The organism is Clostridium sp. TJA020 (assembly GCF_058310295.1).
The window spans coordinates 255,767-282,132 of sequence record NZ_JBZEFC010000001.1; the positions used below are offsets into that span (position 1 = coordinate 255,767).

The 26,366-nt window shown below is 27.7% G+C and carries 44 protein-coding genes; 5 read left to right on the plus strand and 39 right to left on the minus strand.

Features of this window, described 5'->3' with window-relative positions:
• Positions 1 to 8 precede the first annotated feature (8 nt).
• The 39 genes from AC4FQ1_RS01305 to AC4FQ1_RS01495 form a co-directional block, all read right to left on the minus strand.
• A complete protein-coding gene (locus tag AC4FQ1_RS01305) occupies positions 9 to 425 on the minus strand; it encodes a hypothetical protein (protein WP_491168706.1) in 417 nt (138 codons plus the stop codon).
• An 11-nt stretch (positions 426 to 436) separates the two neighbouring features.
• Positions 437 to 2,968 carry a phage tail tape measure protein gene (locus AC4FQ1_RS01310; RefSeq protein ID WP_491168707.1) on the minus strand — a complete coding sequence of 844 codons (2,532 nt, stop codon included), beginning with the start codon at positions 2,966 to 2,968 and terminating at the stop codon, positions 437 to 439.
• Complete coding sequence (locus AC4FQ1_RS01315; RefSeq protein WP_491168708.1) at positions 2,968 to 3,186, minus strand: hypothetical protein; 219 nt, start codon at positions 3,184 to 3,186, stop codon at positions 2,968 to 2,970. Before AC4FQ1_RS01315 ends, AC4FQ1_RS01310 begins: the two co-directional genes overlap by 1 nt.
• Complete coding sequence (locus AC4FQ1_RS01320) at positions 3,170 to 3,604, minus strand: esterase (protein ID WP_491168709.1); 435 nt, start codon at positions 3,602 to 3,604, stop codon at positions 3,170 to 3,172. The genes AC4FQ1_RS01315 and AC4FQ1_RS01320 overlap by 17 nt, the downstream gene beginning before the upstream one ends.
• Positions 3,605 to 3,646: 42 nt before the next feature.
• The gene (locus tag AC4FQ1_RS01325) at positions 3,647 to 4,264 is read right to left on the minus strand and encodes a hypothetical protein (RefSeq protein WP_491168710.1); all 618 of its coding nucleotides are present in this window, start codon (positions 4,262 to 4,264) and stop codon (positions 3,647 to 3,649) included.
• Positions 4,265 to 4,273: 9 nt separating this feature from the next.
• On the minus strand, positions 4,274 to 4,618 hold the full coding sequence (locus AC4FQ1_RS01330) for a hypothetical protein (protein ID WP_491168711.1): 345 nt from the start codon (positions 4,616 to 4,618) through the stop codon (positions 4,274 to 4,276).
• A gap of 8 nt (positions 4,619 to 4,626) precedes the next feature.
• Positions 4,627 to 4,971 (minus strand): hypothetical protein, encoded by a 345-nt coding sequence (locus tag AC4FQ1_RS01335; RefSeq protein WP_491168712.1) that lies wholly within the window; start codon positions 4,969 to 4,971, stop codon positions 4,627 to 4,629.
• Position 4,972: 1 nt separating this feature from the next.
• Positions 4,973 to 5,326 (minus strand): hypothetical protein, encoded by a 354-nt coding sequence (locus tag AC4FQ1_RS01340; RefSeq protein ID WP_491168713.1) that lies wholly within the window; start codon positions 5,324 to 5,326, stop codon positions 4,973 to 4,975.
• Entirely contained in the window at positions 5,323 to 5,547 is a 225-nt protein-coding gene (locus tag AC4FQ1_RS01345; protein ID WP_491168714.1) for a hypothetical protein, read from the minus strand. Before AC4FQ1_RS01345 ends, AC4FQ1_RS01340 begins: the two co-directional genes overlap by 4 nt.
• A gap of 33 nt (positions 5,548 to 5,580) precedes the next feature.
• Positions 5,581 to 6,543, minus strand: a complete 963-nt coding sequence (locus tag AC4FQ1_RS01350) for a phage major capsid protein (RefSeq protein WP_491168715.1) — start codon at positions 6,541 to 6,543, stop codon at positions 5,581 to 5,583.
• 14 nt (positions 6,544 to 6,557) lie between these two features.
• Entirely contained in the window at positions 6,558 to 7,130 is a 573-nt protein-coding gene (locus tag AC4FQ1_RS01355) for a phage scaffolding protein (protein ID WP_491168716.1), read from the minus strand.
• A gap of 107 nt (positions 7,131 to 7,237) precedes the next feature.
• Positions 7,238 to 7,540, minus strand: a complete 303-nt coding sequence (locus AC4FQ1_RS01360) for a hypothetical protein (protein ID WP_491168717.1) — start codon at positions 7,538 to 7,540, stop codon at positions 7,238 to 7,240.
• 9 nt (positions 7,541 to 7,549) lie between these two features.
• Positions 7,550 to 8,485 carry a minor capsid protein gene (locus tag AC4FQ1_RS01365; protein ID WP_491168718.1) on the minus strand — a complete coding sequence of 312 codons (936 nt, stop codon included), beginning with the start codon at positions 8,483 to 8,485 and terminating at the stop codon, positions 7,550 to 7,552.
• On the minus strand, positions 8,475 to 9,839 hold the full coding sequence (locus AC4FQ1_RS01370; RefSeq protein ID WP_491168719.1) for a phage portal protein: 1,365 nt from the start codon (positions 9,837 to 9,839) through the stop codon (positions 8,475 to 8,477). The genes AC4FQ1_RS01365 and AC4FQ1_RS01370 overlap by 11 nt, the downstream gene beginning before the upstream one ends.
• Positions 9,840 to 9,850: 11 nt before the next feature.
• Positions 9,851 to 11,059 carry a PBSX family phage terminase large subunit gene (locus AC4FQ1_RS01375; RefSeq protein ID WP_491168720.1) on the minus strand — a complete coding sequence of 403 codons (1,209 nt, stop codon included), beginning with the start codon at positions 11,057 to 11,059 and terminating at the stop codon, positions 9,851 to 9,853.
• Positions 11,060 to 11,899, minus strand: coding sequence for a terminase small subunit (locus AC4FQ1_RS01380; RefSeq protein WP_491168721.1), 840 nt, complete (start codon positions 11,897 to 11,899; stop codon positions 11,060 to 11,062).
• Between the two features lie 55 nt (positions 11,900 to 11,954).
• Positions 11,955 to 12,920 (minus strand): hypothetical protein, encoded by a 966-nt coding sequence (locus AC4FQ1_RS01385; RefSeq protein ID WP_491168722.1) that lies wholly within the window; start codon positions 12,918 to 12,920, stop codon positions 11,955 to 11,957.
• A 170-nt stretch (positions 12,921 to 13,090) separates the two neighbouring features.
• Positions 13,091 to 13,258 (minus strand): hypothetical protein, encoded by a 168-nt coding sequence (locus tag AC4FQ1_RS01390; RefSeq protein WP_491168723.1) that lies wholly within the window; start codon positions 13,256 to 13,258, stop codon positions 13,091 to 13,093.
• 404 nt (positions 13,259 to 13,662) lie between these two features.
• Complete coding sequence (locus tag AC4FQ1_RS01395; RefSeq protein ID WP_491168724.1) at positions 13,663 to 14,133, minus strand: DUF722 domain-containing protein; 471 nt, start codon at positions 14,131 to 14,133, stop codon at positions 13,663 to 13,665.
• 11 nt (positions 14,134 to 14,144) lie between these two features.
• On the minus strand, positions 14,145 to 14,510 hold the full coding sequence (locus AC4FQ1_RS01400; protein WP_491168725.1) for a hypothetical protein: 366 nt from the start codon (positions 14,508 to 14,510) through the stop codon (positions 14,145 to 14,147).
• A complete protein-coding gene (locus AC4FQ1_RS01405) occupies positions 14,476 to 14,664 on the minus strand; it encodes a hypothetical protein (protein ID WP_491168726.1) in 189 nt (62 codons plus the stop codon). Before AC4FQ1_RS01405 ends, AC4FQ1_RS01400 begins: the two co-directional genes overlap by 35 nt.
• 143 nt (positions 14,665 to 14,807) lie before the next feature.
• Positions 14,808 to 15,203, minus strand: a complete 396-nt coding sequence (locus AC4FQ1_RS01410; RefSeq protein WP_491168727.1) for a barstar family protein — start codon at positions 15,201 to 15,203, stop codon at positions 14,808 to 14,810.
• A gap of 141 nt (positions 15,204 to 15,344) precedes the next feature.
• Entirely contained in the window at positions 15,345 to 15,749 is a 405-nt protein-coding gene (locus AC4FQ1_RS01415) for a RusA family crossover junction endodeoxyribonuclease (protein ID WP_491168728.1), read from the minus strand.
• The gene (locus AC4FQ1_RS01420) at positions 15,750 to 15,902 is read right to left on the minus strand and encodes a hypothetical protein (RefSeq protein ID WP_491168729.1); all 153 of its coding nucleotides are present in this window, start codon (positions 15,900 to 15,902) and stop codon (positions 15,750 to 15,752) included.
• A 78-nt stretch (positions 15,903 to 15,980) separates the two neighbouring features.
• Positions 15,981 to 16,349 (minus strand): hypothetical protein, encoded by a 369-nt coding sequence (locus AC4FQ1_RS01425; protein WP_491168730.1) that lies wholly within the window; start codon positions 16,347 to 16,349, stop codon positions 15,981 to 15,983.
• Between the two features lie 13 nt (positions 16,350 to 16,362).
• On the minus strand, positions 16,363 to 16,707 hold the full coding sequence (locus tag AC4FQ1_RS01430; protein WP_491168731.1) for a hypothetical protein: 345 nt from the start codon (positions 16,705 to 16,707) through the stop codon (positions 16,363 to 16,365).
• 24 nt (positions 16,708 to 16,731) lie between these two features.
• Positions 16,732 to 17,514, minus strand: coding sequence for an ATP-binding protein (locus tag AC4FQ1_RS01435; protein WP_491168966.1), 783 nt, complete (start codon positions 17,512 to 17,514; stop codon positions 16,732 to 16,734).
• Positions 17,477 to 18,280 carry a phage replisome organizer N-terminal domain-containing protein gene (locus AC4FQ1_RS01440; protein WP_491168732.1) on the minus strand — a complete coding sequence of 268 codons (804 nt, stop codon included), beginning with the start codon at positions 18,278 to 18,280 and terminating at the stop codon, positions 17,477 to 17,479. Before AC4FQ1_RS01440 ends, AC4FQ1_RS01435 begins: the two co-directional genes overlap by 38 nt.
• Positions 18,281 to 18,291: 11 nt before the next feature.
• Complete coding sequence (locus tag AC4FQ1_RS01445) at positions 18,292 to 18,597, minus strand: hypothetical protein (RefSeq protein WP_491168733.1); 306 nt, start codon at positions 18,595 to 18,597, stop codon at positions 18,292 to 18,294.
• A complete protein-coding gene (locus AC4FQ1_RS01450) occupies positions 18,597 to 19,391 on the minus strand; it encodes an exodeoxyribonuclease X C-terminal domain-containing protein (RefSeq protein WP_491168734.1) in 795 nt (264 codons plus the stop codon). The genes AC4FQ1_RS01445 and AC4FQ1_RS01450 overlap by 1 nt, the downstream gene beginning before the upstream one ends.
• 2 nt (positions 19,392 to 19,393) lie before the next feature.
• Complete coding sequence (locus tag AC4FQ1_RS01455) at positions 19,394 to 19,906, minus strand: host-nuclease inhibitor Gam family protein (protein ID WP_491168735.1); 513 nt, start codon at positions 19,904 to 19,906, stop codon at positions 19,394 to 19,396.
• A 14-nt stretch (positions 19,907 to 19,920) separates the two neighbouring features.
• Complete coding sequence (locus tag AC4FQ1_RS01460) at positions 19,921 to 20,163, minus strand: hypothetical protein (RefSeq protein WP_491168736.1); 243 nt, start codon at positions 20,161 to 20,163, stop codon at positions 19,921 to 19,923.
• A 9-nt stretch (positions 20,164 to 20,172) separates the two neighbouring features.
• Positions 20,173 to 20,355: a hypothetical protein gene (locus tag AC4FQ1_RS01465; RefSeq protein WP_491168737.1), complete on the minus strand. Its 183-nt coding sequence runs from the start codon at positions 20,353 to 20,355 to the stop codon at positions 20,173 to 20,175.
• A gap of 11 nt (positions 20,356 to 20,366) precedes the next feature.
• Positions 20,367 to 20,546, minus strand: a complete 180-nt coding sequence (locus AC4FQ1_RS01470; protein WP_491168738.1) for a hypothetical protein — start codon at positions 20,544 to 20,546, stop codon at positions 20,367 to 20,369.
• A gap of 19 nt (positions 20,547 to 20,565) precedes the next feature.
• Positions 20,566 to 21,324: a Rha family transcriptional regulator gene (locus AC4FQ1_RS01475; protein ID WP_491168739.1), complete on the minus strand. Its 759-nt coding sequence runs from the start codon at positions 21,322 to 21,324 to the stop codon at positions 20,566 to 20,568.
• A 142-nt stretch (positions 21,325 to 21,466) separates the two neighbouring features.
• A complete protein-coding gene (locus AC4FQ1_RS01480) occupies positions 21,467 to 21,730 on the minus strand; it encodes a hypothetical protein (protein ID WP_491168740.1) in 264 nt (87 codons plus the stop codon).
• Between the two features lie 19 nt (positions 21,731 to 21,749).
• Positions 21,750 to 21,875 (minus strand): hypothetical protein, encoded by a 126-nt coding sequence (locus AC4FQ1_RS01485; RefSeq protein WP_491168741.1) that lies wholly within the window; start codon positions 21,873 to 21,875, stop codon positions 21,750 to 21,752.
• Complete coding sequence (locus AC4FQ1_RS01490) at positions 21,875 to 22,084, minus strand: helix-turn-helix domain-containing protein (RefSeq protein ID WP_491168742.1); 210 nt, start codon at positions 22,082 to 22,084, stop codon at positions 21,875 to 21,877. Before AC4FQ1_RS01490 ends, AC4FQ1_RS01485 begins: the two co-directional genes overlap by 1 nt.
• 52 nt (positions 22,085 to 22,136) lie before the next feature.
• On the minus strand, positions 22,137 to 22,346 hold the full coding sequence (locus AC4FQ1_RS01495) for a helix-turn-helix transcriptional regulator (RefSeq protein WP_491168743.1): 210 nt from the start codon (positions 22,344 to 22,346) through the stop codon (positions 22,137 to 22,139).
• 196 nt (positions 22,347 to 22,542) lie between these two features.
• On the opposite strand from AC4FQ1_RS01495, the gene AC4FQ1_RS01500 reads away from it, so the two are divergent.
• The 5 genes from AC4FQ1_RS01500 (at position 22,543) to AC4FQ1_RS01520 (ending at position 26,272) form a co-directional block, all read left to right on the plus strand.
• Positions 22,543 to 22,902, plus strand: a complete 360-nt coding sequence (locus AC4FQ1_RS01500) for a helix-turn-helix domain-containing protein (RefSeq protein ID WP_491168744.1) — start codon at positions 22,543 to 22,545, stop codon at positions 22,900 to 22,902.
• 13 nt (positions 22,903 to 22,915) lie between these two features.
• Positions 22,916 to 23,503 carry a helix-turn-helix domain-containing protein gene (locus tag AC4FQ1_RS01505; protein WP_491168745.1) on the plus strand — a complete coding sequence of 196 codons (588 nt, stop codon included), beginning with the start codon at positions 22,916 to 22,918 and terminating at the stop codon, positions 23,501 to 23,503.
• 30 nt (positions 23,504 to 23,533) lie between these two features.
• On the plus strand, positions 23,534 to 23,869 hold the full coding sequence (locus AC4FQ1_RS01510; RefSeq protein ID WP_491168746.1) for a helix-turn-helix domain-containing protein: 336 nt from the start codon (positions 23,534 to 23,536) through the stop codon (positions 23,867 to 23,869).
• Between the two features lie 24 nt (positions 23,870 to 23,893).
• Positions 23,894 to 24,241, plus strand: coding sequence for a helix-turn-helix domain-containing protein (locus AC4FQ1_RS01515; RefSeq protein ID WP_491168747.1), 348 nt, complete (start codon positions 23,894 to 23,896; stop codon positions 24,239 to 24,241).
• A 357-nt stretch (positions 24,242 to 24,598) separates the two neighbouring features.
• The gene (locus AC4FQ1_RS01520) at positions 24,599 to 26,272 is read left to right on the plus strand and encodes a recombinase family protein (RefSeq protein WP_491168748.1); all 1,674 of its coding nucleotides are present in this window, start codon (positions 24,599 to 24,601) and stop codon (positions 26,270 to 26,272) included.
• Positions 26,273 to 26,366: the final 94 nt, after the last annotated feature.

Sequence of the window (26,366 nt, forward strand, 5' to 3'; positions counted from 1 at the left end):
ATTCACCCCTACTCTGGTTGGATTTTAAACTTAATGAGTACTTGTCCTAATCCTTCAATTACTTCATCTATTTCTATTCCTGTACAAATAGCTTTATATGTTCTAAAAGAGTTAGAGAATTGCAATTTATTTAATTTAACTTCCGATTGAAGCCATTTTTCTATTTCTATAACTAATTCATCAAAAGTTTCTATATATGATTTTGAATGATCTATAAATCCTTCTATTTTAATTTCTTTAGATTTTCTTCTGTTATTATCTATAATTAAATCACCATTTCGTCCAGGAACTTCTATAAATTTGATATCCCTTTCAAAAGCATTGTTTAACCCTTGTACATTTAGTACATAAAGAGAATAGAGAGTGCTAGACACACCTCCATAAATAAAACTTATTAATTCATTTTCATCTACAAAATATTGCATATAGCACCTCCTTAAGCAAAAGATGTTCTTTTTAAATAAAATGCTAGTTCATCAGCTATTTCTTCTATACTTCTATTATCGGAGTTCATCATTTTATCTATAGTTAGATATATATTTATATCATTATTAGTTGGTTTAGGAGTTTTATCCTTAACTTTTAAATCAAAGTCTTTTAAACTTCTATTTAAAGTATTTTCTATATCTATAATTGAACTATCAACAATACTTCTATCTCTATAATAATTAAACTTAATATCTTTCAAGTCATTAGGATTATCAAAAGTTGAAATAGGATTAGGATTTTCAACCGATATTGATTTAGCTTTTTCGTCTTTCTTAAATATACTAACTACAGCTTTTATAGGATTTTTAAAGATACTTTTAATTTTATCCCACCAACCTTTAGCAGTATCCCAAGCTTTACTTAAAGAATCACTTATACTTTTAATAATATTATTAAAGCAATTCTTAACATCAGTCCATATTCCGTTAACTTTATTTTTTATATCATTTTTGATACCAGTCCAAATGGTTGAACATATCTTTTTAATATTATTAAGAGCATTGTTAATTGTTGATTTCATATTATTCCATGCATTACTAATGGAGCTCTTTATATTTTCAAGCTTAGTTGAGATTATTGACTTTATATTTTCCCAAGCATCACTTATTTTATTTTTTATAGAGTTTAAAGTATTACTTATAATATTTTTTATAGCTTCCCAAGCTTTATCTAGTTGGATTTTTATCTTTTCCATCATGTTAGAGATTATCTGTTTAAATCCTTCCCAATCTCCAGAAAGTAACGCATCTATAGCTCTACCAACAGCTTGGAAAATTTCAGTTTTTATAAATTCCCATGTAGTGCCTATTATATTTTTTATTTTACTTAAAGCTTCGCTTATATCTCCAAATATACTGTTCCAAGTTTCTGTAATGACATTCCAAATAGCACCTAAAGCTTCTGATATATTAGTTTTAATAGATTCCCAAACATTAAAGATATTTTCTTTAACTAAATTCCAATCAAGACCTATTTTTTCAGCAGTCCATCCTATAGCATTATCTATTGTAGTAACTATGTTGTTCCATATTTCACTAGCAAATGTACTTATCTCATCCCAATTTGAAATTAATAAATATCCTACTGCTATAATTCCAGCTATTGCACCTATTACTAATCCTACTGGTCCAGTTAATAAAGTTAATGCACCACCGAAAATTGTAGCTGCTGTTCCTCCTGCTGCAAAGGCTGCACTTAAAGTTCCAAGTGCTGTTGTAACATTAGCTGCAAATATAATAAGACCTCCTATCAATAATAATAGAGGTCCTAAAACTGCTATAAATCCACCAACAGCAATAATTACATTTTGAATGCTTGGACTTAAGTTATTAAACCAAGTTAAAGCATTTGTAACTTTATCAACTAACTTTTGAAATATAGGTATTAATCTTTCACCTATAGTTATCATTACACCTTCAAATGCACTCTTAAGATTATCTATAGATCCCTTAAGATTATTTTGCATAGTATCATACATTTTACTTGCTGCACCATCAGAATTTCTTATAGCACTTTCAAAGTCTTTAATTTTTTTACTTCCAGCTTGAAATGCCATATTAACACCTTTTAAAGCTTCAGTTCCCCAAATTGAAGAAAGTGCTTGATCTCTTTGAGCTGTTGTCATTCCTTTAGTTGCTTTTTCAACATCAGCAAGTATACTATTCATATCTCTATAATTACCTTTTGAATCTACTATAGCAACATTAGTTTTTCCAATAGCTATTGCTCCATCTTTAGCATTCTTCTTCATATCTCTAAACATAGAGTTAAGAGTTGTACCAGCAGAACTTCCTTTTAGACCTTGGTCAGCAAAAGTACCTAAAAGAGCTGTAGTATCTGCTAAATCATATCCCATAGCATTAGCACTAGCTCCACAATATTTAAGTGCTTCTCCTAACTGTTGTACATCTGTATTAGAGTTAGCTTGTGCATATGCTAACATATCAGTCATTTTAGTTGCTTCACTAGCTTCCATTCCAAACATACTCATAGTATCTGTTACTATATCAGTTGTAAGAGCTAAATCCATACCAGCTGCACCAGCTAATTTTAAAGAAGGTTCAAGTCCAGCTGCCATTTGTTCAGCATCCCATCCAGCTAAGGCCATATAAGATAATGCATCACTAGCTTCCGTTGCACTAAATTTTGTAGTTGCTCCCATTTCTTTAGCAACTTTCTCAAGCATTTCTAAATCTTTACCAGTAGCACCACTTAATGCAGATACCTTACTCATTCCAGCCTTAAAATCACTTGCAGTTTTTAGAGCTCCAGCTCCAATACCTAATAGAGGGACAGATACCAAACTTAAAGTGCTACCTATACTGGTTAAACCACTACCAAGAGCCTTAAATCTTTGTGTTGTAGTAGCTGTATTATTAGATACTTGTTTTAAACTAGCTACAGCATTTTTAAGTCCAGTTTGAAATTTACTTGAATCTAATTCTAAATAAGCTACAGCACTTCCCGCATTAACGCTCATTAATTACCTCCTTTCTTTCTTAACTTTTCAGCTAATAGAAGGTTACTTTTCCTAATATCTTTCTTACTTACTCTATCTTCTTGCCAAGTAGGTTTTTTACCATTTTCAAGTTGAGTAATTATATAAAAACAAGCTTCATTAAAACAAAAAGCTGTATATTCATCATATATACAGGCTATTTCCGAAGGTAATCTATTAAATTTATTGGCTTGATTCAATATTCTCAGTATTTGTTTGCTTGATACGAAAGGTTTCTAACGCCTTTAGACCTCCTTGACTGTAGGTTAATATTGCACTTAATTGATTTTCATTAAGTTCGATTCCTAAATCTTTTAATTGTTTATAACTAGGTTTAACTAAACACGCTTCTGCTAATACAACTAAAAGATTAGTTAAAACTTGAAAATCTTTAGGATTGTTAAGAGCTTTGTCTACAACTTCTTTAGTTTTATTATCTTTAAATATATCCATAGCTATATTTAATAAATTATTAGGAATGCTTCCATTAGCCATAAGCATCATCATATTAGGTTTTTTAAGTTCAGCTATAAATGCTGTACCATCATCAAAACTAGGTAATTCAACTACATCATTTAGCTTTATATTCTTTAATTGTTCTAAACTTGTAACTTGCATTAATAATTCCTCCTATAAAAAAGACCAGGTAAAAACCTAGTCTTATTCTTCTATATTTAAATCTTTTTGTGCAACTATTGCTGGATGTTCAAATAAAACAACCCCTCTAGGTAATTCATTTACTAAGTCTATTGTATATAAAGCAGATCCTAAAGCTGGTCTTGATTTTATTTTGTATTCTGCTGCAAAATATTCACCATCTTTAAAATTAGGAGATATAAAACTTCCTTTACAATTAGGGAAAGTGTATTTTAAATATTCTCCTGTTGGCCCATCATCACCAACTATTTCTACATAACATGTAAAATCAAATGATTTAGTTTCAGGAAGAGCTCCAACACTAGGTGCTGTATATTTAGCAAATCTAGTTCCTAAATCAAGTGCTGGTTCTGTTTGAACAGAGCCACCTTGAATATCAGCTAACATTTCTGGAGTAAAAACATTATCCTTACACGTTATATCATGGCCTAATATTATATCTGGAACTTGCTTTTTAGCTACAAGCTTTGATTTAATTTTTAATGACTTTGTTTCTCCTTCTTCTATAACTGGTTCACAACCAATTTCATCAGCAGTAGAAAAATGATAAGTTTTCCCACCACTAACCTTTATTTCTGCTAAAACAACATCACATAATGCTAGTTGAGCTACTTGTTCCATATAATCCACCTACCTTTCTTTTAATTTAATTTTTTTATAAGCTAAAAAAGTCATATAAGCTTGTTTATCATCATCCACAATTACTGGATTAACATTAATAACACGCCTAATATGACTTAACTCTTTCATAGCTTTTTTTATTTTTTCTATATATCCACTAAACTCGCTATATTGACCTAATGGATAATATATAAGTAATTCAATGTTCTTGTTCATTAAATTTTTATTTGATATATCACTATCTCCAGTTTCAGAAATAACAATATAAGGATCTTTGCATATTCCTTTATGTTGTCCTATAGAATATACATTAAATTCATTATTTTTTAAGTGTAAATATAATTCTTTAAACATATTTCACCTTACTTTAATATTTTATTTAATCCTCTAAGTGCTTCAGGGCTTACTTTATCAACGGTCTGTTTTAAGATTGCATATCTTCTTTCATTACAGAATTCTAAATAAACTCCATAATCAACGCCATGACTAATAGCTACCCTTGTACCATTTCCATAGCGTTCCCAAGAACCAGTTAACCTTTTTCTAGCATCACCTGTTCTATCATTCCATTTACGATTACTTTTAGCGTATGACTCCATTTTTTTAGCTACACTATCTGAATAAACACCAAGAGCAGCTTTAGTTTTAGTTTCTATATCTGTTAATCCTTTAATAAGATTACTAGCATCAAATTTAAAATTACTCATACTATTCCTCCAAGAGCATATCAAAATATATATTTAACATATTCTGATTTCCCTTATCCTTTATAAAATATCTTTTATTATCTAGAAAGAGATAATCACCTTCTTTAATAAGTTTGGTTTTCTCATCATATATAACCATAAGAAAGCGTTGTTTATTTCTTTTAACTTCTCCCTTATCCTTTGTTATAGAACTTATTTGAGTATTCCCTTCATGATAAAATCCTTTTACATTACATATAAGTTCTCTTTTAGTAGGTTCTCCAAAGTCATTTTTAGAATCTCTATAAATATCAGCATAAGTAGGAAACTTATTTATAACTTTTTGAATCTTAGGTTTAATCTTATTTGCTATCATAGTATTCTACTCCCATTAGGTTTATATTTCTTAGCAAGTCTTAGCCAATATTTACTGTTATCAGCTAATTGTAATCCTCCAGGAAGAGAAATACTATCATCTTCAGCTTTAAGAAGTAAACATTCATAAGCTGCTTTCCTTATATCATTATTATGTTTTTCTAGATAGTAAGATAATTCTAAATCAGAGAAGAAAGGGGAACTATCTTCTCTGAGTATCAATTTTAGTTGTTCTATATCCAACTAAATCACCTTCTATTTACCTTTTCTTTTTGATTTTAATTCTTTATTATCTTCAATAGATTTATCTTCAGCTGAAGTTTTAAGGCTAAACATTGCTGCTGGCTTTAAAACGGCAAAGGCATCATCTTTAATTGGTAAATATGCTAATCTCATAGTAGCTTTAATGGCTATCATATCATTTTCAGCTAAAGATAAAGGCTTACCATCTGTCATAGTAACACTTTGAAGAGTAGCTTCTTTTAAAATTTCAAACTCTAACCCTTCTCTTATGCCTACTATAGACTTTGACCAATCTCCACATAGTAATTCAGCATTAGTTGTATCAAAAGCACCATTTCTAACAAATGTTAAAGGTAAATCATATAAAGAATTTTCTTTCATACCTAAAACTGCTAATTGATTTCCGTTTTGATCTCTTAAGTTTCTTATTTGTCTTTTAAATCCATAATGGCCAACAAATCCATTAGGATCATAATTTTTATCTTCTAATTTCCCCATAACATCAGATATATCTAAATCTAAAGATTGAGATTCTCTAGTTATAACATTACTTGAACTTGTAGCAACTCCTAGTATATTTTTAGTAAATGGTGAGCTAGTTCCAAATAAACAAGCCTTATCTATAGCTGTATAGAAAGCTTCTGCAATCTGTGGTTTTAATTCACTAAATACATCTATAGTAGTATCATTTAACTTTTCTTTAGTTACAGGAATTATAACTGCTATTTTCTTGGCCGTCATTGTTGGGAATATCCAACTAGCTTTAGAAGTATTAATTCTTTCTGATTCTCCTACCCAATAAGCACCTGGCTTTTCTGCCCAAACTTGAAATTTCATAGTATCTGATTTCATTGGTTTTACTTCTGATAATTGAAGGGTAGATGATCCTCTTGCAATTTCATCCATAATACCTGGAGCAATCTCCGTTGGAACAAATCCTTTTAAGTTATCTTTTAAAAAATGTGAATCTGCCATATTATACAATCCTCCTACTTTCTTAAACTATTATTTAATATTGCATTCATAAAATCGCTAGTACCTGAACTATGTGTAGACTTTCCAAAAGCACCTACACTTCCAGTATTGTTAGAAACATCTTCAAATAAGTAACCTTCATTTTCTTTTAAAGTTTCTAACTGCTCTTCTAAACCTTCAAATTTACCATCTTTTAAATTGATATCATCTAATTTTAAAAGAGCTTTAAGAGCAGTAGTGTTTTTACATTTAGCACCTAAAAGAGCTTTGTCTAAAGCATAATCAAATTCCATTTTTGATATTTTATTTTCATATTCAGTTTTAGAAGTTTCATTTGCTGATTTTAAATCTTCTAATTGCTTTAATAACTCTGCATTATTAGAATTGTTTTTCTTTAATTCTTCAAGCTGAGTATCTCTTTCATTTAGCTGCTTTTCTAACTCTGATTTTTGACTTTTAAGCTTAGAATATCTTTCATCTATGTTTTCATTTTTACTAATGTATACCTTAGATTCCTTCATAGCATTTAATATATTCTCTATAGCTTTATCATCAAGTCCTTGTTTCTTTAAGATTTCTTTTAACATACTTAACCTCCTACGATTTTTACAAGTTTTCTCTTGAAATAGAGTTTAAATTTATTGTTCTTTTACGCCTACAATAAGAAAAAAGGCAAAATAAAAAAGCCTTATTTCTAAGACTCCTTAAATCTTTCTTTTAATAGATCCATATCTTTTTTAATTGCTTTCTTTAAATCTTCATATAGTTTCCAGTACTTATCTCCATTAGGTGTACCTTTTACATACTTACTAAGTTTCTTAGCAATTTTTCTAACCTTCTCTTGTTTCTGCTCTATCTTACTATTTACATAATAAGATATATATTTCTTATTACAATGAGGACATATGAAGTAAACTCTTCTTATATCACCTTTGACTTTTTCTATTTGTTGTTTAATTTCAAAATCTTTTTTGCATTCATCACAAACTACTTGCATACCTCACCTCTATATAAATTCTTCTCCATATTCATTAAACCAATTATCTAACATAGAGTTATTAGCTCCATCTATCCACTCTCTTAATTCTTGTCCTATATCATCTAAACTTTTCTCTATAACTGGAATAGTTGTGCAAAGTCCATTAGGATGGTCTAAAGGAACATCATTAACTTTATAGATTACTCCATCTCTATCCTTACATAATTCGCAAGTTCTACTATGTGCATTACTTGTTAACCATTGTATTCCTTCAACATAAGGATTTTTCTTACAAGACCTCATTTGTGCTTGTTGAAAGGCATGACTTACTGATGTTCTAGCAAGTCTTTGAGCATTATAATCTACCTTTTGTCTAGATTTAGGGTAACAATTTGACCAATCAGTATCCTTTTTAGCACTAGTCTTAACATATTTCTCTAAATCTTTAGCTATTTCAATAGAGCTCTTTTTATCAGCTATGCCTTTAGATATTATATAATCTATATCTTTATTAAAAGCTTTAGTATCTTTCCATATACGCTTGTTTAAGCCTTGCCTATCTTTATATACTTTACCAAATAAAATCTCTTTCATAGCATCTTCTGGTATTTTAGCAAACATTTTTTTAAAAGTATCTTTCATATCTAAAGAATACTTCTCATTAATTTTTTCAAAGAAATCTAACTGAATATTATTAGAAATTTCAGCTGATTTTTTAATATTATCTTTGATAGTATTCTTAATCTTAGAATTACACTTTTTTATTGCTTCCTGATATATATTTTTAACTTCTTCCAAGTACCTATATTTAAGAGATTTAGAATCTAACTTAGATATTTTTTCTCTAGTTTCAAAGTAAAGCTCTTTATATATTTCTTTTATTTCTTGTTCTTGTTTTTTACTTAATTTAAACTTCTTTCTTTGTGCTTCTTTGCATAGCTTTAGATAGTCTTTATTCGCCATCTATAGCACCTTCAAATTGACTATAGCTATCTTCTAATAATTGCTTTTCAAATTGCATTTGCTTAAGCTCTTCTTCAATAACAGTATCTTTAAATCCTAACCATTTCTTCATATAAGTTTTTCTACTCATAACCTGTGTATTAACTTGTTGCATATCAAGTACCTTTTCATTATCTTCATCTTCTTGAAGAGGATAATTGTTAGTTACTTCTATATAGTAATCATCTTTTATATTAAAAGATTTAAGTATACAAGTAGCAAGCCATTCAAGAGCTGGTATCCAAGCTGTAAGTTTTTCTTCACATCTAGTAATAAGTTGCCAATATAAAGCCTTCATACTTTTACCTGAAGTTATCATACCTTTTAAATCATCATTTGATATTTGAGGTATATTTAAAGCTTCGTACATATCACTTTTCATTCTTTTAAGAGCATTTTCCATTCTCTCGTTATAATTAAAGTCAGTAGCTATAGTTCCTATTTGTGCTTGTTTACCATCAGCAGTTGGATCTGTCATTACATCCCAAAATGCTCCTGGTTTAAGTTCAAAATGCCTACTAGATTCTTCATCTATATCAGTACCAAAGATAATTCTATTCATACCTTTTCTAAGAGTGTCTAAATCTTCACTAGCCATACGATTATACATAAAAGCATTATCAAGTATTTCTTTAACATCACTTTCACCAGTATAATCATGTGATAGACCATCATTTATAACAATATAAGCTGGTATTTCTTCAAATCCTAAGTCTTTGTTATCATCTAAAGATTCAACTATATTTCCAGTTCCATCACATATAAACTCAGTAAGATAACACTTTTTATTAATCATTTCATACTTTTGTATCCAGTACCTTTCTTCACTTTGGGTAATAGATGATACAGTTTTCTGAAAGAAGATTATTTTCTTTAGCTTGTTTTGACTATTTTCCATAGTTTCAAACATAAAATTAGTTGAAGGTACAAATGTTATAATAGGATTTTTATCTATTATATTTACTTTAATAGCTACTCTTTTACCTATAAAACAATCTCTAGTTCCTTTTATAAGCTTACCTTTGAATAAATTTTTCTTTAAAGTATCATTTAATAGTTTCTGATTATCTTCTATAACTTCTCCTTCTTTATCTAATACAGTAAATTCAGGAGTTTTACCAAACATGAATCTAGCCTCTTCTTTAATTAATTTCTTAATATTATTAGATATTTTCATAACTGCATAATAAGCAGTTTCCTCTTCATTCCACTTTTGACCTGGACCTTTATATATTTTATAGAGCTGTTCTGTTTCTCTTATATCTTCCATTACTTCATTGTAATTTTTAAATTCTTTCTCTAAGATTTTCTTCATGTTGCACCTCCTTATTTACTGTTGAATGTTCTATTTTTACCATATGCTAAATCTGAAAATATCCCATATCGTATTGAATCTAAAACATCATCATATTTCTTAACTGGTTCATCCTTACCTTCTTGCCATACATAGTTATAAATTTCAGTTTTAAATACATCTACGTTATCTTCAACAACCTTTAATTTTCTTGTTTTAAAAAGTGATGATACTTCTGCTATTCCAGCAAGTACATCCTTCTTAGCATTAATAGCTTTTATTTTAGCTTCCCTCATTTTTTTAATATGTTCTTGCCTTGCATGATCACAATAAAAGTTTATATTCCCATATTGGCTTATTATATCCTTAGCTTGACTTATCCACCATTCAATATGTTTATGCTTATATGCTATCTCTTTAATCAAATAATAATTATCATTAATATCTATTCCAATTAAAGCAATAGAACCATAGTGTTCCCAACCAAAGTCAACACCACAAAAATACTTCTTAAATTCTACATCCTTTAAATCAATAGACCTTATATAATTTTCATTTTTATTAAAATCAGCATATACAACACCTTCACTAGCAACCCAAACCCCTAGTATATCCCTATCAAAAAACATACCAGTTGGAGTTGAAGCTTCTATTGATTCCACATACTCTTTATTTAAAAATGTATTATCATAAAGAGTGAAATTGAAAGCTCTTATATTTAACTGACCATTTTTAAGCCTTTGTCCGTCTTTATCAACATAGTCAATTTTAACTGTATGAGTTGGATTTTCAGGATTAGTATCCATATATATTCTAGCACCTTCATATGAGCATCTTGATATAACTTCTTTAACAAATGTATCATGTAAAGTTGTAGCTTCATTTAAAAATGCTCCAGCACTAGTAAATCCTCTAGCTTTTTTATAACTATCAGCTTGAGCACCATCAAAACAATAAATTTTATTACCAAACAATTCAAAGGCATTAGACTTATCAAGTTTAATCTCTCTGCCTAGTAACTTTTCAATATCATCCAGTATATTTCTTCTAATGGATGCTTGTGTAGCTCCACCCAATATAAATGCTAATCCCATATCTTTATATTTTGAAATATGAGCCATAAATCCAAATGTTAAAACAAAGGTTTTACCAGCTCTCTTTGCTCCTGAACATATAAGAATTTTAGGATTTTCATACTTAATGCATTTAAGTACTTCTTTTTGTTTTTCATGGAATTTCATTTATATATCCTCCAGGGCCTCTTTTAAAACTCTAGCAATATCTTCCTCTCTGTTATCAGCTCCTGTATCTTTATTAATCATATGATCTAATCTCTTTTTCTCATTTTCTAATTTAATTTTAGTATCAGTAGGTAATAAATCCATTCTGTCTGATAACCATTGAAGAGCTTTCATTTTATCTTGTAATTTTATTGATACACCATTCTTTCCTTGTGATACTTCACTAACAATAGTTCCATCAACTTCATTACTATTTTTAAAATCTACATAGTTAACTTCAATCATTACTGGATTATCTTCCTTATCTTTAGCAACTTCTATTTCTTTTCTTCCGAATGTTACATAATCAGTAATATCACTAAAAGCTATATCTATATACTTCTGAAATATATCTTCTTCACTTAACATTACTTGATTAAGTTTATGCTTCTTAAGTTTTTCTATTTCCTTTATAATACTATCATTTTCCATCAATCTATATCCATTAGATAATGCTGATTCATAACTACATTCATATGCTTTCTTATAAGCCTTAGCTGCATTAAAACAATTTATATAATAAATACAAAAAAGCCTTTGCTTATCAGTAAGTTCAGTATTTTCTAGTACCTCTTTTACTTCATCTGCAATAGGCTCTTTCTTCTTTACTTTTTTATTATTCTGTTTAAGTGAACGTTCACTATTTTTATACGAACGTTCGTTATCCCAATTATATGTTTTCTTCCATCTTCGCACTGTGCTAGATGGTATATTTAATTCTTTTGATATATCTATAAGCTTATATCCTTTTTTAAATAATTCATAAGCTGTATCTACTTTTTCATTTGGAGCTCTTGCCATTTATCACCACTATCCTAGTTCTTTATCTAAAAAAGAACCTAACTAACAGGCTCTTTTAAATTATTTCATATAATATTTTCTCTAATATATCTGAGTATGTATATTTCATATTTATACTATCTTGATGAATATTAAAAATTTTAATATCACCTTCAATATTAAATTCTAGCTCATATATTATATTTCTTTTCTTTTTATAACATATTCCTTCAATTCTATCCATATTATATATTTTTACATATATATCTTCACTTGATTCATCTAAGCTAAGCTCTAGCATTCTTCTATTTTTAATCACATATAATATTTTAGATTTTACACTATCACAATTATTTTCCTGAAACTTTATATAATATATACTATCGTCTACATCGAACCCTATCTTTTGAGCTTCTTCTACTAATGAATATATTATAAAATCATCAAACTCACATAAATTTTTTAATTTATCTTTATAGTCTTCTATTCTATTTCCCATAATATTATCTTCACTTTCTTTTTCTATATCATCTTGACTTGAAGCCTCGTTTTTTTCATGTTTTTCCCCTAATAAATTATCTATTAATTCACTATTTTCAGGATATATAGTTTCAATTCTATTAATTTCACTAAGTTTTATTGTAGCTAAAGAATTTTTCTCACTTTCTTGTGGAAGAACTTCTTCAAGAATTTTAGATTCTCCATACTTATAGACTTCATAATCATTTAAAACTATGCATCCATCCTCATATTTATCTTTTTTTTCAAATAAAATTACAGAACCATAATAAACTAACTTATCATCCTTTAGGTAAACTCTTGCCCAAGTTCCAGCATCCTTATCTATGATATCATCAAATATATTATTATTTATTGTTCTATTAATTTTAAAAAACCTTCTTATTTTAGTAAACTTATCTGATTTTATGAATACTCCTATAAGATATCCTAAACTCGCACTTAAAATCAGTAAAGATACTATTATTTGAGGTAAATTCATATTTACTTCATTATAAAATATTCCTAATATAGACTTTACCACAGCACATAATATATAACTAACCACTACATATTCAAAAATATTATTTTTAATTGTTTTATCTTTCCAGCTTAGTATATAGTTAAAAATTTTATAATATAAATAACCTGGGACAATATAAATAAGTATTTTAGGAACTAAATTTATTAATTCATTTATATTGTTAGGATTCATTATCTACTGCCTTTTTTTCCAGGTCTAGATGGTTTTGAATACATTGGCTTGCTTACGACTTCAGCTCCTTCATTAATAGAGCGTCGTTCAAAAATCTCTCTTTTAGTACTTTGACTTTTATCACTATTACTATTATTACTATTGGTATTATTTTTATTTCTACACATAATATCCCCCCTTTACTATATTTTATTATATAAAATTCTTTAATTCAACTTTCTAAAACTTAAGTATTATTAATCTTCGAATATTATATAAGAATATCATTTATATTTATATCCATATCAACAAAAAGAACCTAGCCTAAGCTAGATTCTTTAGTAAACTTACTAATAGCACTTGTAATCCCTACTATTAGTCCTATTTAATTATAAAGGGGAACTTATGAGAGGAAGGTAAAGGAATTGCACCTTTATTAACACTAGACCTTCCACGTTGCAGAGGGAAACCCTCTGCCTAGTAAATAATTATAAAGGAGGTATTCAATGAAAAACTTTAGCCTATCACAATATTATTTTACTATATGTTATAGGTACTTTATCGAATATAAATCGAACATAAACCGAACCCTCTATAATTTTAACTTCTCTTGCTTGTATGGATTAACAAATATCGTATCACTAATTTTATTGATGATCTTTCTTCTTAATTTTTGTCTGCAATAATCAGGATTAAAACCTAATATATATCCAACCTGATCCCAACTTAAAGTATTTCTATTAGTATATCGTAATTCAACCAATTTCCTCTCAGAATCATTCATTCTTTCTATAGTACTATCAATCTTTTCTTTAAGAATTTTCTTACTATACAAATCCCTTTTGAGATTATTTATAATTCTTTCTTTTTCTATAATTTCATTCTCTACGCTGCTATTAAACTTGTTTGTAGAACCAGTCTTTTCTTCATACCCTATAGCTCCACAACCACTATAAGAATTTTCAATATCATCTATTTCTAGTTCTAGACACTTTATTTTAGATACTAACTCATTGTATCCATAAAGTGTAGCTTCTGTTTTCCTAAAAATATTTTTATCCATAAATCCCCCTCCTATTTATTGTAAATCCCTTTAATTAAATTTCTTACATCTTTTATATCAGTATTAACTTTAACTCCACATCTATTTAAAAATTCATCACCTAATTTAACTTTTATATTGTTAATGAAACCTCTAACCGTATCCTGGTTATTCTCATCAACATACCACTTTATTAAATTTCCACTATAATAATCTATAAAGCTTAATATGAACTTTTTTTCATCATCAGTTAGTTCCATTGCTTTATTTTTAGTAGCTCTAGGTCTTATATCTTTTTTCTCTACCTCATGCTCTATAACATCAGGTTCATTATCAAATATGCTAGTTTGTCCATCTATCATATCAACACCTCTTTGTATCTTTCTTATAAATTCCATAGAATGTTTCATCTATTAAGATAATGCAGTAGTTCTCTCTTTCTAAGAAAACTTCATGAATGCTATTTTTAGTTAACTTAGGATGTAATTTTGTCCAATCCTTTAATAACTTTATTTTTGGTTTATCAAATATACTTATTTGTCCTTTTATCATAATCTCACTTCACTTTATTTTATTAAAAAATACCGTATATTCATTTTTGAATAATACGGTATTTTACTAGAATAATATTTGGTTTTATTTAATTGATTAAAAATAAATACTATAAAATAAACTTTATATATATTTAGAAATTATTATTTTAATATTAATTCAATATCATCATGTTCATTTATTATTTCAATAATTATATCAAACAATGTTTCTTCTTTTTTCTTTTGTGAATTTTCAAGTAATTCTTTTACATAATTTATATTTGTCGGATGACATTCTTTTAACATATTTTTATAATGTCTAACAGTTTCATTATACCCTAAATCTGATTTACTTTTATTAGCGTTCTTCCATATGATAGTAATCGGCTCACAATATTCATGTACTCCGAAGCCTCCATATAATAAATCATTAAAAGCATCTAAATTATGTCCTGTTTTCCACGTTAAATCTTTTGTAAAAACTCTATCAACTTCTATATAAAATTCATTAAGATTACTAAAATTGCATCCATCAATAATAAGTTCTTTCTTATTCATATATCCCCCTTATAATTATTGTTGTTATCACTTTATAAGAATTATGAATTAATTATAGCATATTTTGTAAATACCGTACTATTCACTTTTCAAAGATCAAATTTTCTTAACTAATTCGCTTAATTCTCATACTGCGAATTATTATTTTCTCGTTGATTCAATCATTAATTCAACTCTTTCATTTTCTTCAGTATACTTTTTTAAAACTATCAACTCTATTATTTGAGCATCATCATTGAATGCTATCTTATTTAAGCTATCAAGAATTATTTTTGCTATATTATCTGCATCAGGTTTCTTAACTGGTTGTTCTAATCCCTCTCTTATAGCTTGTACACGCTTTTTAGAATAAGACTTAGGTATTTTATAGTATGCAGTTATAACAGCTCTTATAGGGCCTTCTATATACCTTCCATCTTGTTCTTTATAACAATACTTAACCCAATTTTCATAACTTAATGTATCTTTAGGAGTTATTGCATGACCTGTATTTGTATTAAATCTTGGTCTAGCTTTACCTTTAATTTTACCTTCTATAACTACCAATTACTTTCTCCTCCTCATTTTTCTTTGAATCGTTTCATATCTATCAACTTCATATTGATAAGCTTCCTTTTCTCTTTTAAGCTTCTTACGCTTTATATCCCTTAATGTCATTTCCATCATTTCATGTGGTGTATGATCTTTAAGTAAATCCATAACATCACCTCTCATTTGATTTTCATATGAGAATGAATGGTTATAACTATAACTTAATTCATTCTCATATTTAATTAATTAAACATTTATTTCTTCTATGTTTATAATTTTATAAAAAGTTGGTTCATATCCATGTTCTTTTTGCCATTTAAAAAATACTTCATTTAACTTTTCCTCTAATTCTAATAAGTGTTCTAACTCTACATCACCTAAGTAATCCTCTGCAACTTCTCCAATATCTTCATACATAGTTTCATTAATACGTTCTATTACACTATCAACATCTATTCCAAAATTAAAAGCTGGTTCAGTTTCTCCAATTTTAAACTTATTTAAACCATCCTCTTTTGCTAACTTTCTACCTTCTGCTATAGCCTGTTCTTTTGTATTAAATTCATCTCCACGCCATATATCAGAATTTGATATTTCTGCTACCCATTTTCCCATTTTAATAATCCTCCTAAGAATTTTTATATTCTACCTTAAGCCATGCCAGCTTAGATCTTAAAACTTCTATTTCAACCTTTAAATTTTCCATTGAACTTTTGCATACATAATAATTATTATCTGCAATATCTCTTTCAAGTCTTAGCCTTGCTATTTCATCATCACCTCTAGATAAATCTCTTATCAAACTCACTTGAACTTTGTCCATTTTTAAACTAAATATCTTTTTAGCTAATGCAGTTCTATAAAGCCTTTCGGATTCAGCTTTTTTAAGTCCTAATGTTTTTAACTGAATATTACCTTTACTTAGAGCAGCAATACACATATTTAGTTTATTGATTAACTCTTCAGGATTCATAGAATATCCCATCCCCTCTATTTTTTATAAAAGTATTTTTCTTAATAAATTAGTTTTTTCTTTAGCTTGTTCTTTTCTAATACTTTCAGCACCATTTTTTAGTGGAGTACACATTTCAAATAGTCTATCTACTGTTCTAACATGATACATATCTTTTAACTCAGATAGAGATTTATTGGTACTAACTATAATCGGTAACCCATTTCTATATCTGCTATCTATAATGTTATAAATTTTTGTTGCACTCCAATCAGTTAATTGTTCTGTTCCTAAATCATCTATTATTAGTAAATCTGCATATGCTAATGTATTTAAAATATCTCTTTCGCCTTCTTTTCCACAGCTACTATAAGTTTTTTGTATTCTTTCTAATAAAGCATTTATACTTAGGCATATAACAGGAATACCTTTATTTAATAAATTATTAGCTATGCAATTTGATAGATAAGTTTTTCCGTTACCTGGTGGTCCATATATAAGAAATCCTAAGCCTTCTTTTTTAGCTGCTTTAAAATTCTCACAATATTTATTTCCTATATTGAACATTTGTTCACTACCTTTTTTATGATCCCAAGCTTCAAAGGTTTCTTTCATGAACTTCTTATCCATTAAAGAGCTACTGAATAATCTTTTAAGCCTTTCTTGTTTTTCAGTATTTAAATCTTTTTCTCGTTGCTTTTCTAATTTAGCTTTTTTACAACTACAAGCTATTGGAACTACTCTTACCTTACCTAATAATTCAATTTCTTTTTGTATAGGCTCTCCACAATTACTGCATATCATCAATGTCGAATCCAATTCCTTCATCTTGAAGCTCGTATCCAGAGTTGCTGTTATTAGCTGTTCCATTATTCTTTACTCCTTTCCTATCAACTCCATCAGCTCTTCTACGCCTTAATATTCCTTGTACATAGCTATAAGTATGCTTTCCATTATTATCAGCTATATCTATTGCCTGTTTAACTTCTTCTAAAGAATACATTTCTATATCACTTTGTATTTGTTGAGCTATCATAGAGCTTATTGTTATAAAACCTCTTTGTTGCATATAAGTGAATATATTAAAATCACCACAACTAATTTCAACTTTTATCTCTTTTTCTAGTTCTTTCTTTAACTCTAATTCTTTCTCTTTATCTATCTCTTTCTCTATCGGACAATTTAAGGACTTAGTTGGGACATTGTCCTCGTCCGTTTTTTTCTCTCTTTGTAGTCTTTTCTTTCTAGCCCAATCTGTTTCACTTCCAACCATTTGCTCAAGTTGCGTTATATATATTTCTCCATTTTCTAAAATTTGAACTAGACCAATTTGCTTAAATAAACTCATAGCTACTCTAACTGTATCTTTCTCAGTTCTAGTGATTTCAGCTAATTTCTTTACATCATAAGGAATTAATATTTGGCCTACATTTCGTATTAATATCCCATTAGTTTTTAAGGATTTCAAACATAATTTAAGATAAAATAAACAATATTCTTTTCCGTTTTCTTGCTCCTCTAACCATTGAAGAGTATCTTCTTCAAAAAAATCTTCTTTTAACTTTAACCAATAGTATTTTTTACTTCCTGGCATAAAATTTCCTCCTATAAAATCCCTTCTGACATAAAATATTTTTCCATTCTAGCATCATTATGCTCTTCATATTGTTCTATAAGGTCATTTCTTTCTTCTAATTGATTTTTCAAACTATTTATTTTATCTAAAAGTTCTTGATAAGTAGGCTCTCCAAATGCTTTTTTAACTTCATTATCAAGATTATCCCATTGATCAAACGAAAATTTTATATCTCCATCAAGTTCATAATCTTCTATTTTAAGAATAACTTCTGTACTAGGCTTTATATAAACTGCATCACGCTTTTTAATTAAATCTAAATTTATTTTATACATTACTTGATACCCCCTAAATCCTCATTTAATAACATTTCACAAGCCTTTTTTATTGCTGCATCTTTAGTATTTTTGTGTAGCCAATCTATATAATCAGGCTTAACTTCTTGAGCTTCTTGCAAAGTCTTTCCTTTGAATTGACCGAATGTTATTTTCATATTTTTAGCTTGGTCTAGTGTTAGATTTTCAACGTGCTCTGATTGCATAAATTCTCTAATGTCTTCTAAGTCTTGAGTAAAAACATCACTTAAACTTGCTACTTGTAATACTGCATCTATAAAAGCTCTCTTTTTAGCCATTTTTAGAATTGTATTAACTAAATCAGCTATGTGTGGATTAGGAATTTTATATTTTACTTGCCCCCATTTTGTAGTTATTTTCTCTACTGCTGTTGGATCTACACCTTCTGGAATAGTATCTGAATTTATATATCTATATTTCTTCTCCATACTGTTACAATTTCCAACCCCTTGACTTACTGGACTACCATTTCTGTATAAAGTACATTTGATATTGTAAGCAAAGAATCCATCATTGTAATTCTCTGTTTTTTCTAAAAATTCATATTCGGGATTAAGACCAAACATCATACATATTTTTTCTCCACCTGGTTTTAATAAGGTTGGTTTACTTCCAGTACCAGCTATAACTCCAAAATCATGGTTTTCTTTTAGGTTCTTTTGTATTACTGCTTGAAATGTTGCTATTTTTTGCATAGTTCCTGTTATTGCAGCTATATCTACACTATCTATTAAACTTAAAGCTTGATTTTGCATTACTAATTCCTTTTCCATTTTTATTCCTCCACCTTTACTGTTATATTTTCGATTTCTTCTATTCTTACAAATGGTAATATCTCTCCTGTTTCTTGATTAACCCCATCTTTAAACAGCTTTTTAAGGCAAGTCTTATCAATTTCTTCTTTAACCTTTATAGCTTCTATACCATTTAATTTAATGTATTCTTTAAGTTGAACTTCATCATCATAGAACCACTTTTTACTTTTTCTACTATTTACCTTTCCGTATGGTGTAGTAAGTTTAAATTTTTTATCTTCTCTTTTTTGCTCTACATAATATTCAGTAAGTAAACCTTCAAAGTATGCTTTATCCCCTTCATAAGCATTTATAGACTCTTTTACCCATCTATCTATATTTGCCTTCTCTTTTTCTGCAACTGCATTAATTTCAGCTATTTTACTTTCTAAAGCTCTAAGCTTTCTAAATGCCCATGTAGCTCCTTCTAAATCCTTAATTTTAAAATTTTCTTTTTCTTGATTTAATTCTCTTACAACCTCTAAATTTTCCATTATCTCAATACCTCCTATAATTCTTTTATTGTTTTCCCAGTTATTTCGTCATACACTTCCCCATTGTCTAAATCAGTTCCTGGTGGTAAAATATCTTTGAATTGAATTTTTAGTGTGCTTTGGTTGTTTTGGTCGACTCCAAGGCACTCTTTATTTAATTCTTTAGTTATTAAATCATTGAAATCTTCTCCAGTTTTACTTGCTCTTTCTTGTACTACTGGAGTTAATTTATTTACAATGTCTAAAATCTTACCCATAATATCCTCCTAATAATATCTTCTAACTAAGTTTAAGCTCCTGTTACATATAACAATAAATTCATTAGCACTTGTTACCTTATTGAATTTAACCTTATTAAACTTAATATCTTCTTCTGTCATTTTAAGAATTACTTTGAATTCTTCTTTAGTAGTAACCTTTTGCAATTTATCCAAATATTTAATAAGCATATTTATCACTCCTAAATTAAATTAACTATAAAAATGAAGCTTATAAAACTTAAACAACCCATTACACCAAATAGCATTCTATCTTTGCTTGTAGCTGCATTAACTGATGAATACATTCCCATTACAGTACTGAATATTAACCCCAATACTGTTATTACTGATAAAACGATTCTTCCACTCTCTGTAAACATAAATTATCACCCTATCCCCTTATATATTTAAATTCAATTGACAATTAATTTGATTTATCTCTTCTTCTAATATGATTGGTGCTTTGTAGTTAGAAACTATTTTCTTTGCTAAATCTAAATGCTTTCTTTTTATAGCCTTATATTTATTAACTTGAAATTGTCTTTTAAGTTCCCTTTGTATATCTGTATAAACTTTAGTTCTTATAGATTTATCTTTATAAGCAATCGATTTTTTTCCACCTAATATTTCTATGCCTTTATGCCTAACAAGAGCTTGTAATTCTTCTGGCTCACTTCCTATTAAAGGTAAATCCTCTTTAAATTCTTCAAATTCTTTTCTAGTTTCAAGTGTTTTAAAATTAACTTGATTTAATTGATCTCTAGTTTCTTTTATAGCTTTGAATTGAAGTTCTAATAAATCAAATGCAGTTTTAGGTTGCTTAACAACCTCTTCCATTTGATTGAATCTTTCTACATACTTAGCAGTAAATAATATTCCTTTTTCTCCATTAAATTTATTTGCTATAAATTCGCATCCCATTTTAGTAAGTTGATAGCATAAATTTCTCTTCCCAGAGATATCTTTATAACTACTTTCTATGAAATATTTACTCACAACAATTTTGTTGTCAGTTAAAGTTTTAATAATTCCCTTTAATTTTCTTAAAACTTCCCAATGTCCTATTTCCATCATTTCAGCTACTTCTCTGCTGTCTATAGTTTTAATAGCTTGTTTTCTAACTAAGTCAGTTCCAAATCTTTCAACTTTTTGTTCCATTTTAAAATCCCCCATCCCTATAAATTTTTGTAATAATATTTAAACTGGTGCATAGAATATATTGTTAACTCTATGCTTTTTTGTGCTTTTAAAAAATTTTTAAGGCATAAGCCTTAACTTAATCTTTTGTATAAACAAATATTTAATTTCCTATATAACCTATACATTCTCCTTTTAGGTTAGTAAGCTTATAGCACCAACTAAATGTTCTTGATAATCCAATTATTTTACTAACCTTATATATAGAATCTAGATATACATCTACAACTCCAGGGCCTATTAAATAAATACATACCTTTGAATTGTCTATATTTACTTCCTTTACCTTTGTTCTTATACGAAAATCATTAGTAATTAAGTAATAATGACCACTTTCAAATAACTCTTTAATTTTTTCTTTATTCATATACCCTCCAAATAAATTGTTACTGCTCTAATGCAGTTGTAAAAAATCCTATATCTAATTGATTATTTTTTAGTGCTTCCTTTAAATCTTCTTCTGTATATATGTTGTAAGAATTTAAAGTTTCCCAAATATCCTTTTGATCCACTAGAATCCTTCCTTTCTCTTAATTTCTTCCCAATCAAGCAATGTGTTAGGATCTACTACTAGACCTATACAAAGTTTGATTATTATTTCTTCAGTAGCCTCATGCTTTTCATTTTCTAACTCTGAAATATAATTTTGGCTAATTCCAGATCTTTCTGATAATGCATATTGACTTAATCTTTTTTGTTTTCTTAACTCTTTTAATTTCATGGCAATCACTCCTATTAATTTTAAATTTGATTACCATCCCCTTTTTTAACGCCTAACTGACTTCTAAAGTCAATTCATCAGCAAAAAAAATTTCCTCTTTAACATTCAAAACCTTTGCTAATTTTTTGATTTCTGCAACAGTAAAAAGATTGGGATTGGATTCTTTCCTAGCAAATGTTTTTAAAGATATACCAATCTCCTTGGCTACGTATTGTTGAGTATAACATTTCATATTTCTAACTTTTCTTACTATACTATACAAATAATCACCTCCTTTAACTGACTTATTAAGTCAGTTTATGATTTAATTATACTGACCTAATAAGTCAATGTCAACTGTTTTTTAGAAATTTTTTTCTCTTTTTAAGAAATTTTTGACTTATTAAGCCAATTGGAAGTTTGATTATTTTTTTTAGGTTATAATATAAACAAGTATAATTTATTAGAGGGGGGATAAAATGAGTTCTCTAGGACAAAGAATTAAATTACGTAGAAAACAATTAGGACTAACCCAAAAAGAATTAGGTTCTAAAGTAAATTTAACGGAATTTAATATAAGTAAATACGAAAGAGAATCAACTAAACCAGATATAGAAACTTTGTATAAGCTCGCTGAAGCATTAGATTGTTCTATAGATTATCTTCTTTGTAAGACTGATAATAAAGAAAATTCAATAGTTGAAGGAAAATATAATGATGATGTTATAAAAATAGAGATAGAAGGTAGAAATGTAAATTTAACCGTTGAAGAAATTCAAGAATTAATAAACAAGTTGGGAGCAGTTGGATTTGATGTGAATAAGCTTATAGGAAAATAAGGAGGAATATATATTGAGTTCTTTAGGAGAAAAATTAAAAACTCTTAGAAAAAACAATAAACTAACTCAAACTGATATGGCTAATATTTTAGGAGTTGAAAAAAGTTCTATATCTAAATACGAAAATAATGTTAATACTCCTGATATTAAGTCATTGATTAAATTATCAAATTACTTCGAAATAAGCTTAGACTCTTTAGTTGATAATAGTTTTGAATTGTATGAAGATGAAAAAAACTTTTCTTTAATGTTAAGTGATAGAATAAAAGAATGCAGATTAGAACTAAGATATAACCAACCTGAATTGGCGAGGATTTTAAATGTTACTAAACAAACTATATCAAACTGGGAAAAAGGAGTCAGAATACCTGATGCTCATACACTTTTAAGGTTATCTGATTTATTTAATTGTAGTGTGGATTATATGCTTGGAAAAACTAATAATAAGAATAATTTAAATACAGATATTTCCTTTGATAATGAGAATATAGAGTTTAAATTAGAAAATAAAAAAATCTATTTAACTTTATATGAGATTCAATATCTAATAAATAAATTAGAGTCAATCGGATTTAATGTAGAAAAACTAATTAATAAATAATATGAGGAAATAATAATGATTTATAAAAGGTTGAAAATATTGAGAGAAGAATTAGGATTAACTCAAAAAGAATTAGGAGCAAAATTAAATGTTTCATCATCTACAATAGGAATGTATGAAGTTAATAAAAGAATCCCTGATGCTAATATGATAGAGAAAATTGCCGATTTTTTTCAAGTAAGTGTAGATTATCTACTAGGACGTACTAGAAATAGAAATAATTCAATAGTAAAAGGAAAATATAATAATATTGTAAAAATAAAAATTAAAGGTGAAAATATATATTTAACAGCTGATGAAATACAGAATTTAATTAATAAGTTAGTAGATATTGGACTTGATATAGATAAGCTTACAGAAAAATAATAAATTGTATATGAGGTGTATACATTGAATAATTTAGGAGAAAGGCTAAAAGAGTTAAGACTTGAAAGAGGTTATGATCAAAAAGAACTTGGTAAATTATTAAATATAACCTCTAGCAGTATATCCAACTGGGAAACTAATCGAAGATCTCCAGATTTAAAAACACTTGTAGATATAGCAGATTTTTTTAATGTAACAGTTGATTACTTACTGGGAAGAACCGATTTTAGAACTAATAATATAGATAAAGATAATCATGAATATATAACAATTCAGTTAAGTAAAAATAAATACCCTGAATTAAGTCATAAGGATTTATTAGAAAAGTTAGATCTTTTGTCAAAATTAGAAAAATTAATAAAGAATATTTAATAGTTAACTTTTTATAGTTAAATTAGTATTTTTTTCAATATAAAATTTTATTATTATTAAGAATTTGAAATTAAGTTTCAAGTTCTTTATTTTTTTATACTATTTTTTAAAAATATACCAATCGATAAAAAAATAATCGATATGTCGATTACAAAATAAAATTCAAATAGTTTAGAATGTCGGTGTGGGATTTTATAAGCACTATATGTGTATTAATGGAGGGTGTATGGAGAATATTATTTCAAGAATTGTTCAGATTTCAAGGGATAATAAAATTATTTATCAAAAATCTGAACAAAACAAAAAGGTACAGAGTGGCAAATAGCTACTCTGTGCTTAAAGTTGAGGTGATAACTAATGAAAAAGAAAAAAAGTGCTATATACGTTAGAGTATCTACTAATTATCAAGTAGATAAAGACTCTCTCCCACTTCAAAGACAGGATCTTATCAATTATTCTAAGTATGTATTAGGTATAGATGAATATGAAATTTTTGAGGATGCTGGATTTAGTGGGAAAAATACAAGTAGACCAGCCTTTCAAGAAATGATTGAAAGAATACGAACGAGAGAATTCTCTCACCTTTTAGTTTGGAAAATAGATAGAATATCTAGGAATCTACTTGATTTCTGTAACATATATGAGGAAATTAAGAAGTATGATTGCACATTTATATCTAAAAATGAGCAATTTGATACCTCTTCTGCTATGGGGGAAGCTATGTTAAAAATAATTCTTGTATTTGCAGAATTAGAACGTAAATTAACTGGTGAACGTGTTACAGCTGTTATGCTTGATAGAGCTAATAAAGGGTTATGGAATGGTGCTCCTATTCCTTTAGGATACAAGTGGGATAAAGAAAAGAAGTTTCCAGTAATAGATGAAAATGAATCCAGGACAATTAAAATTATTTTTAATAAGTATAGAGATACTCAATCTACATCAATAGTTAGAAATGAATTAAATGAGATTGGACTTAAAACAAAAAGAGGTGGCTCATGGACTACTAAAACTTTAGCTGATATAATAAGAAATCCATTTTATAAGGGCACATATAGATATAATTATAGAGAATCTGCTAGAGGTGCTAAAAAGAAAAAGGAAGAATGGGTACTTGTTGATGATAATCATCAAGGTATTATATCTAAAGAGTTATGGCAAGAATGTAATGAAATAATGGATAAAAACGCTGCTAGTAATAATGCTAGATTCAGGAGTAATTCTAAAACTCATGTATTTGCTAGTATACTTGAATGTGGAGAATGCCATAATAATTTATATGCTAAAGAAGATAAGGCTAATAAAGACGGTTTTAGACCATCTATATATGTATGTAGTAGTAGATATAATAATAGTGGATGCAAACAAAAGACTATAAGTGATAAGGTTGTTGGAAGCTTTGTATTGAAATATATATCCAATATAATAAAACTCTCTGAATCTAATGTTACCAATATAGATGATATTCAAAAAGTATTACTATCTGGAAAAGTATTTAATGATGTTATTGCAATAGATAAAGGATCTTTAACATCTATTATTAAGTTACTTAATATTAAAAGTACTAATATATTTTCTAAGAAAGTACCTGATAAAAAGGCTATGAATAAAGAAATAATTGAAATTGAAAATTTAAATAAACAAAAAGAGAAATTTGAAAGAGCTCTTGAAAGATTAGAAGATTTATATCTTTTTGATGATGAAAGTATGAGTGAAAAAGATTATATTTTAAAAAAGAAAAAATTAAATGAAAAACTAGATGATATAAATAAGAAATTAAGCGATATTTCTTCTGAAAATGAAATTGAATTTAATACTAATCTTATAGAAAATGCTAAGAGTTTAATATTAATATTAGAGCTTAAAAAGAATTCAAATATTAATTATAAGAAATTAGTTACAACAATAGGCAAGGCTTTACTTAAAGAATTAGTTAACTCTGTAATTAATAAAATTATAGTTAAAGATAAAAAAGTATTATCTATTGAATTTAAAAACGGGTTAGTCAGCAAATTTATATATGCCGACTAGCCCGCACTATTACTATCTTAGGAGAATTCGTCTGTTATATAACGCTTGGACATCCCCAAGTTTCTATACAATATTTTAAATCTTTTGTATTTGA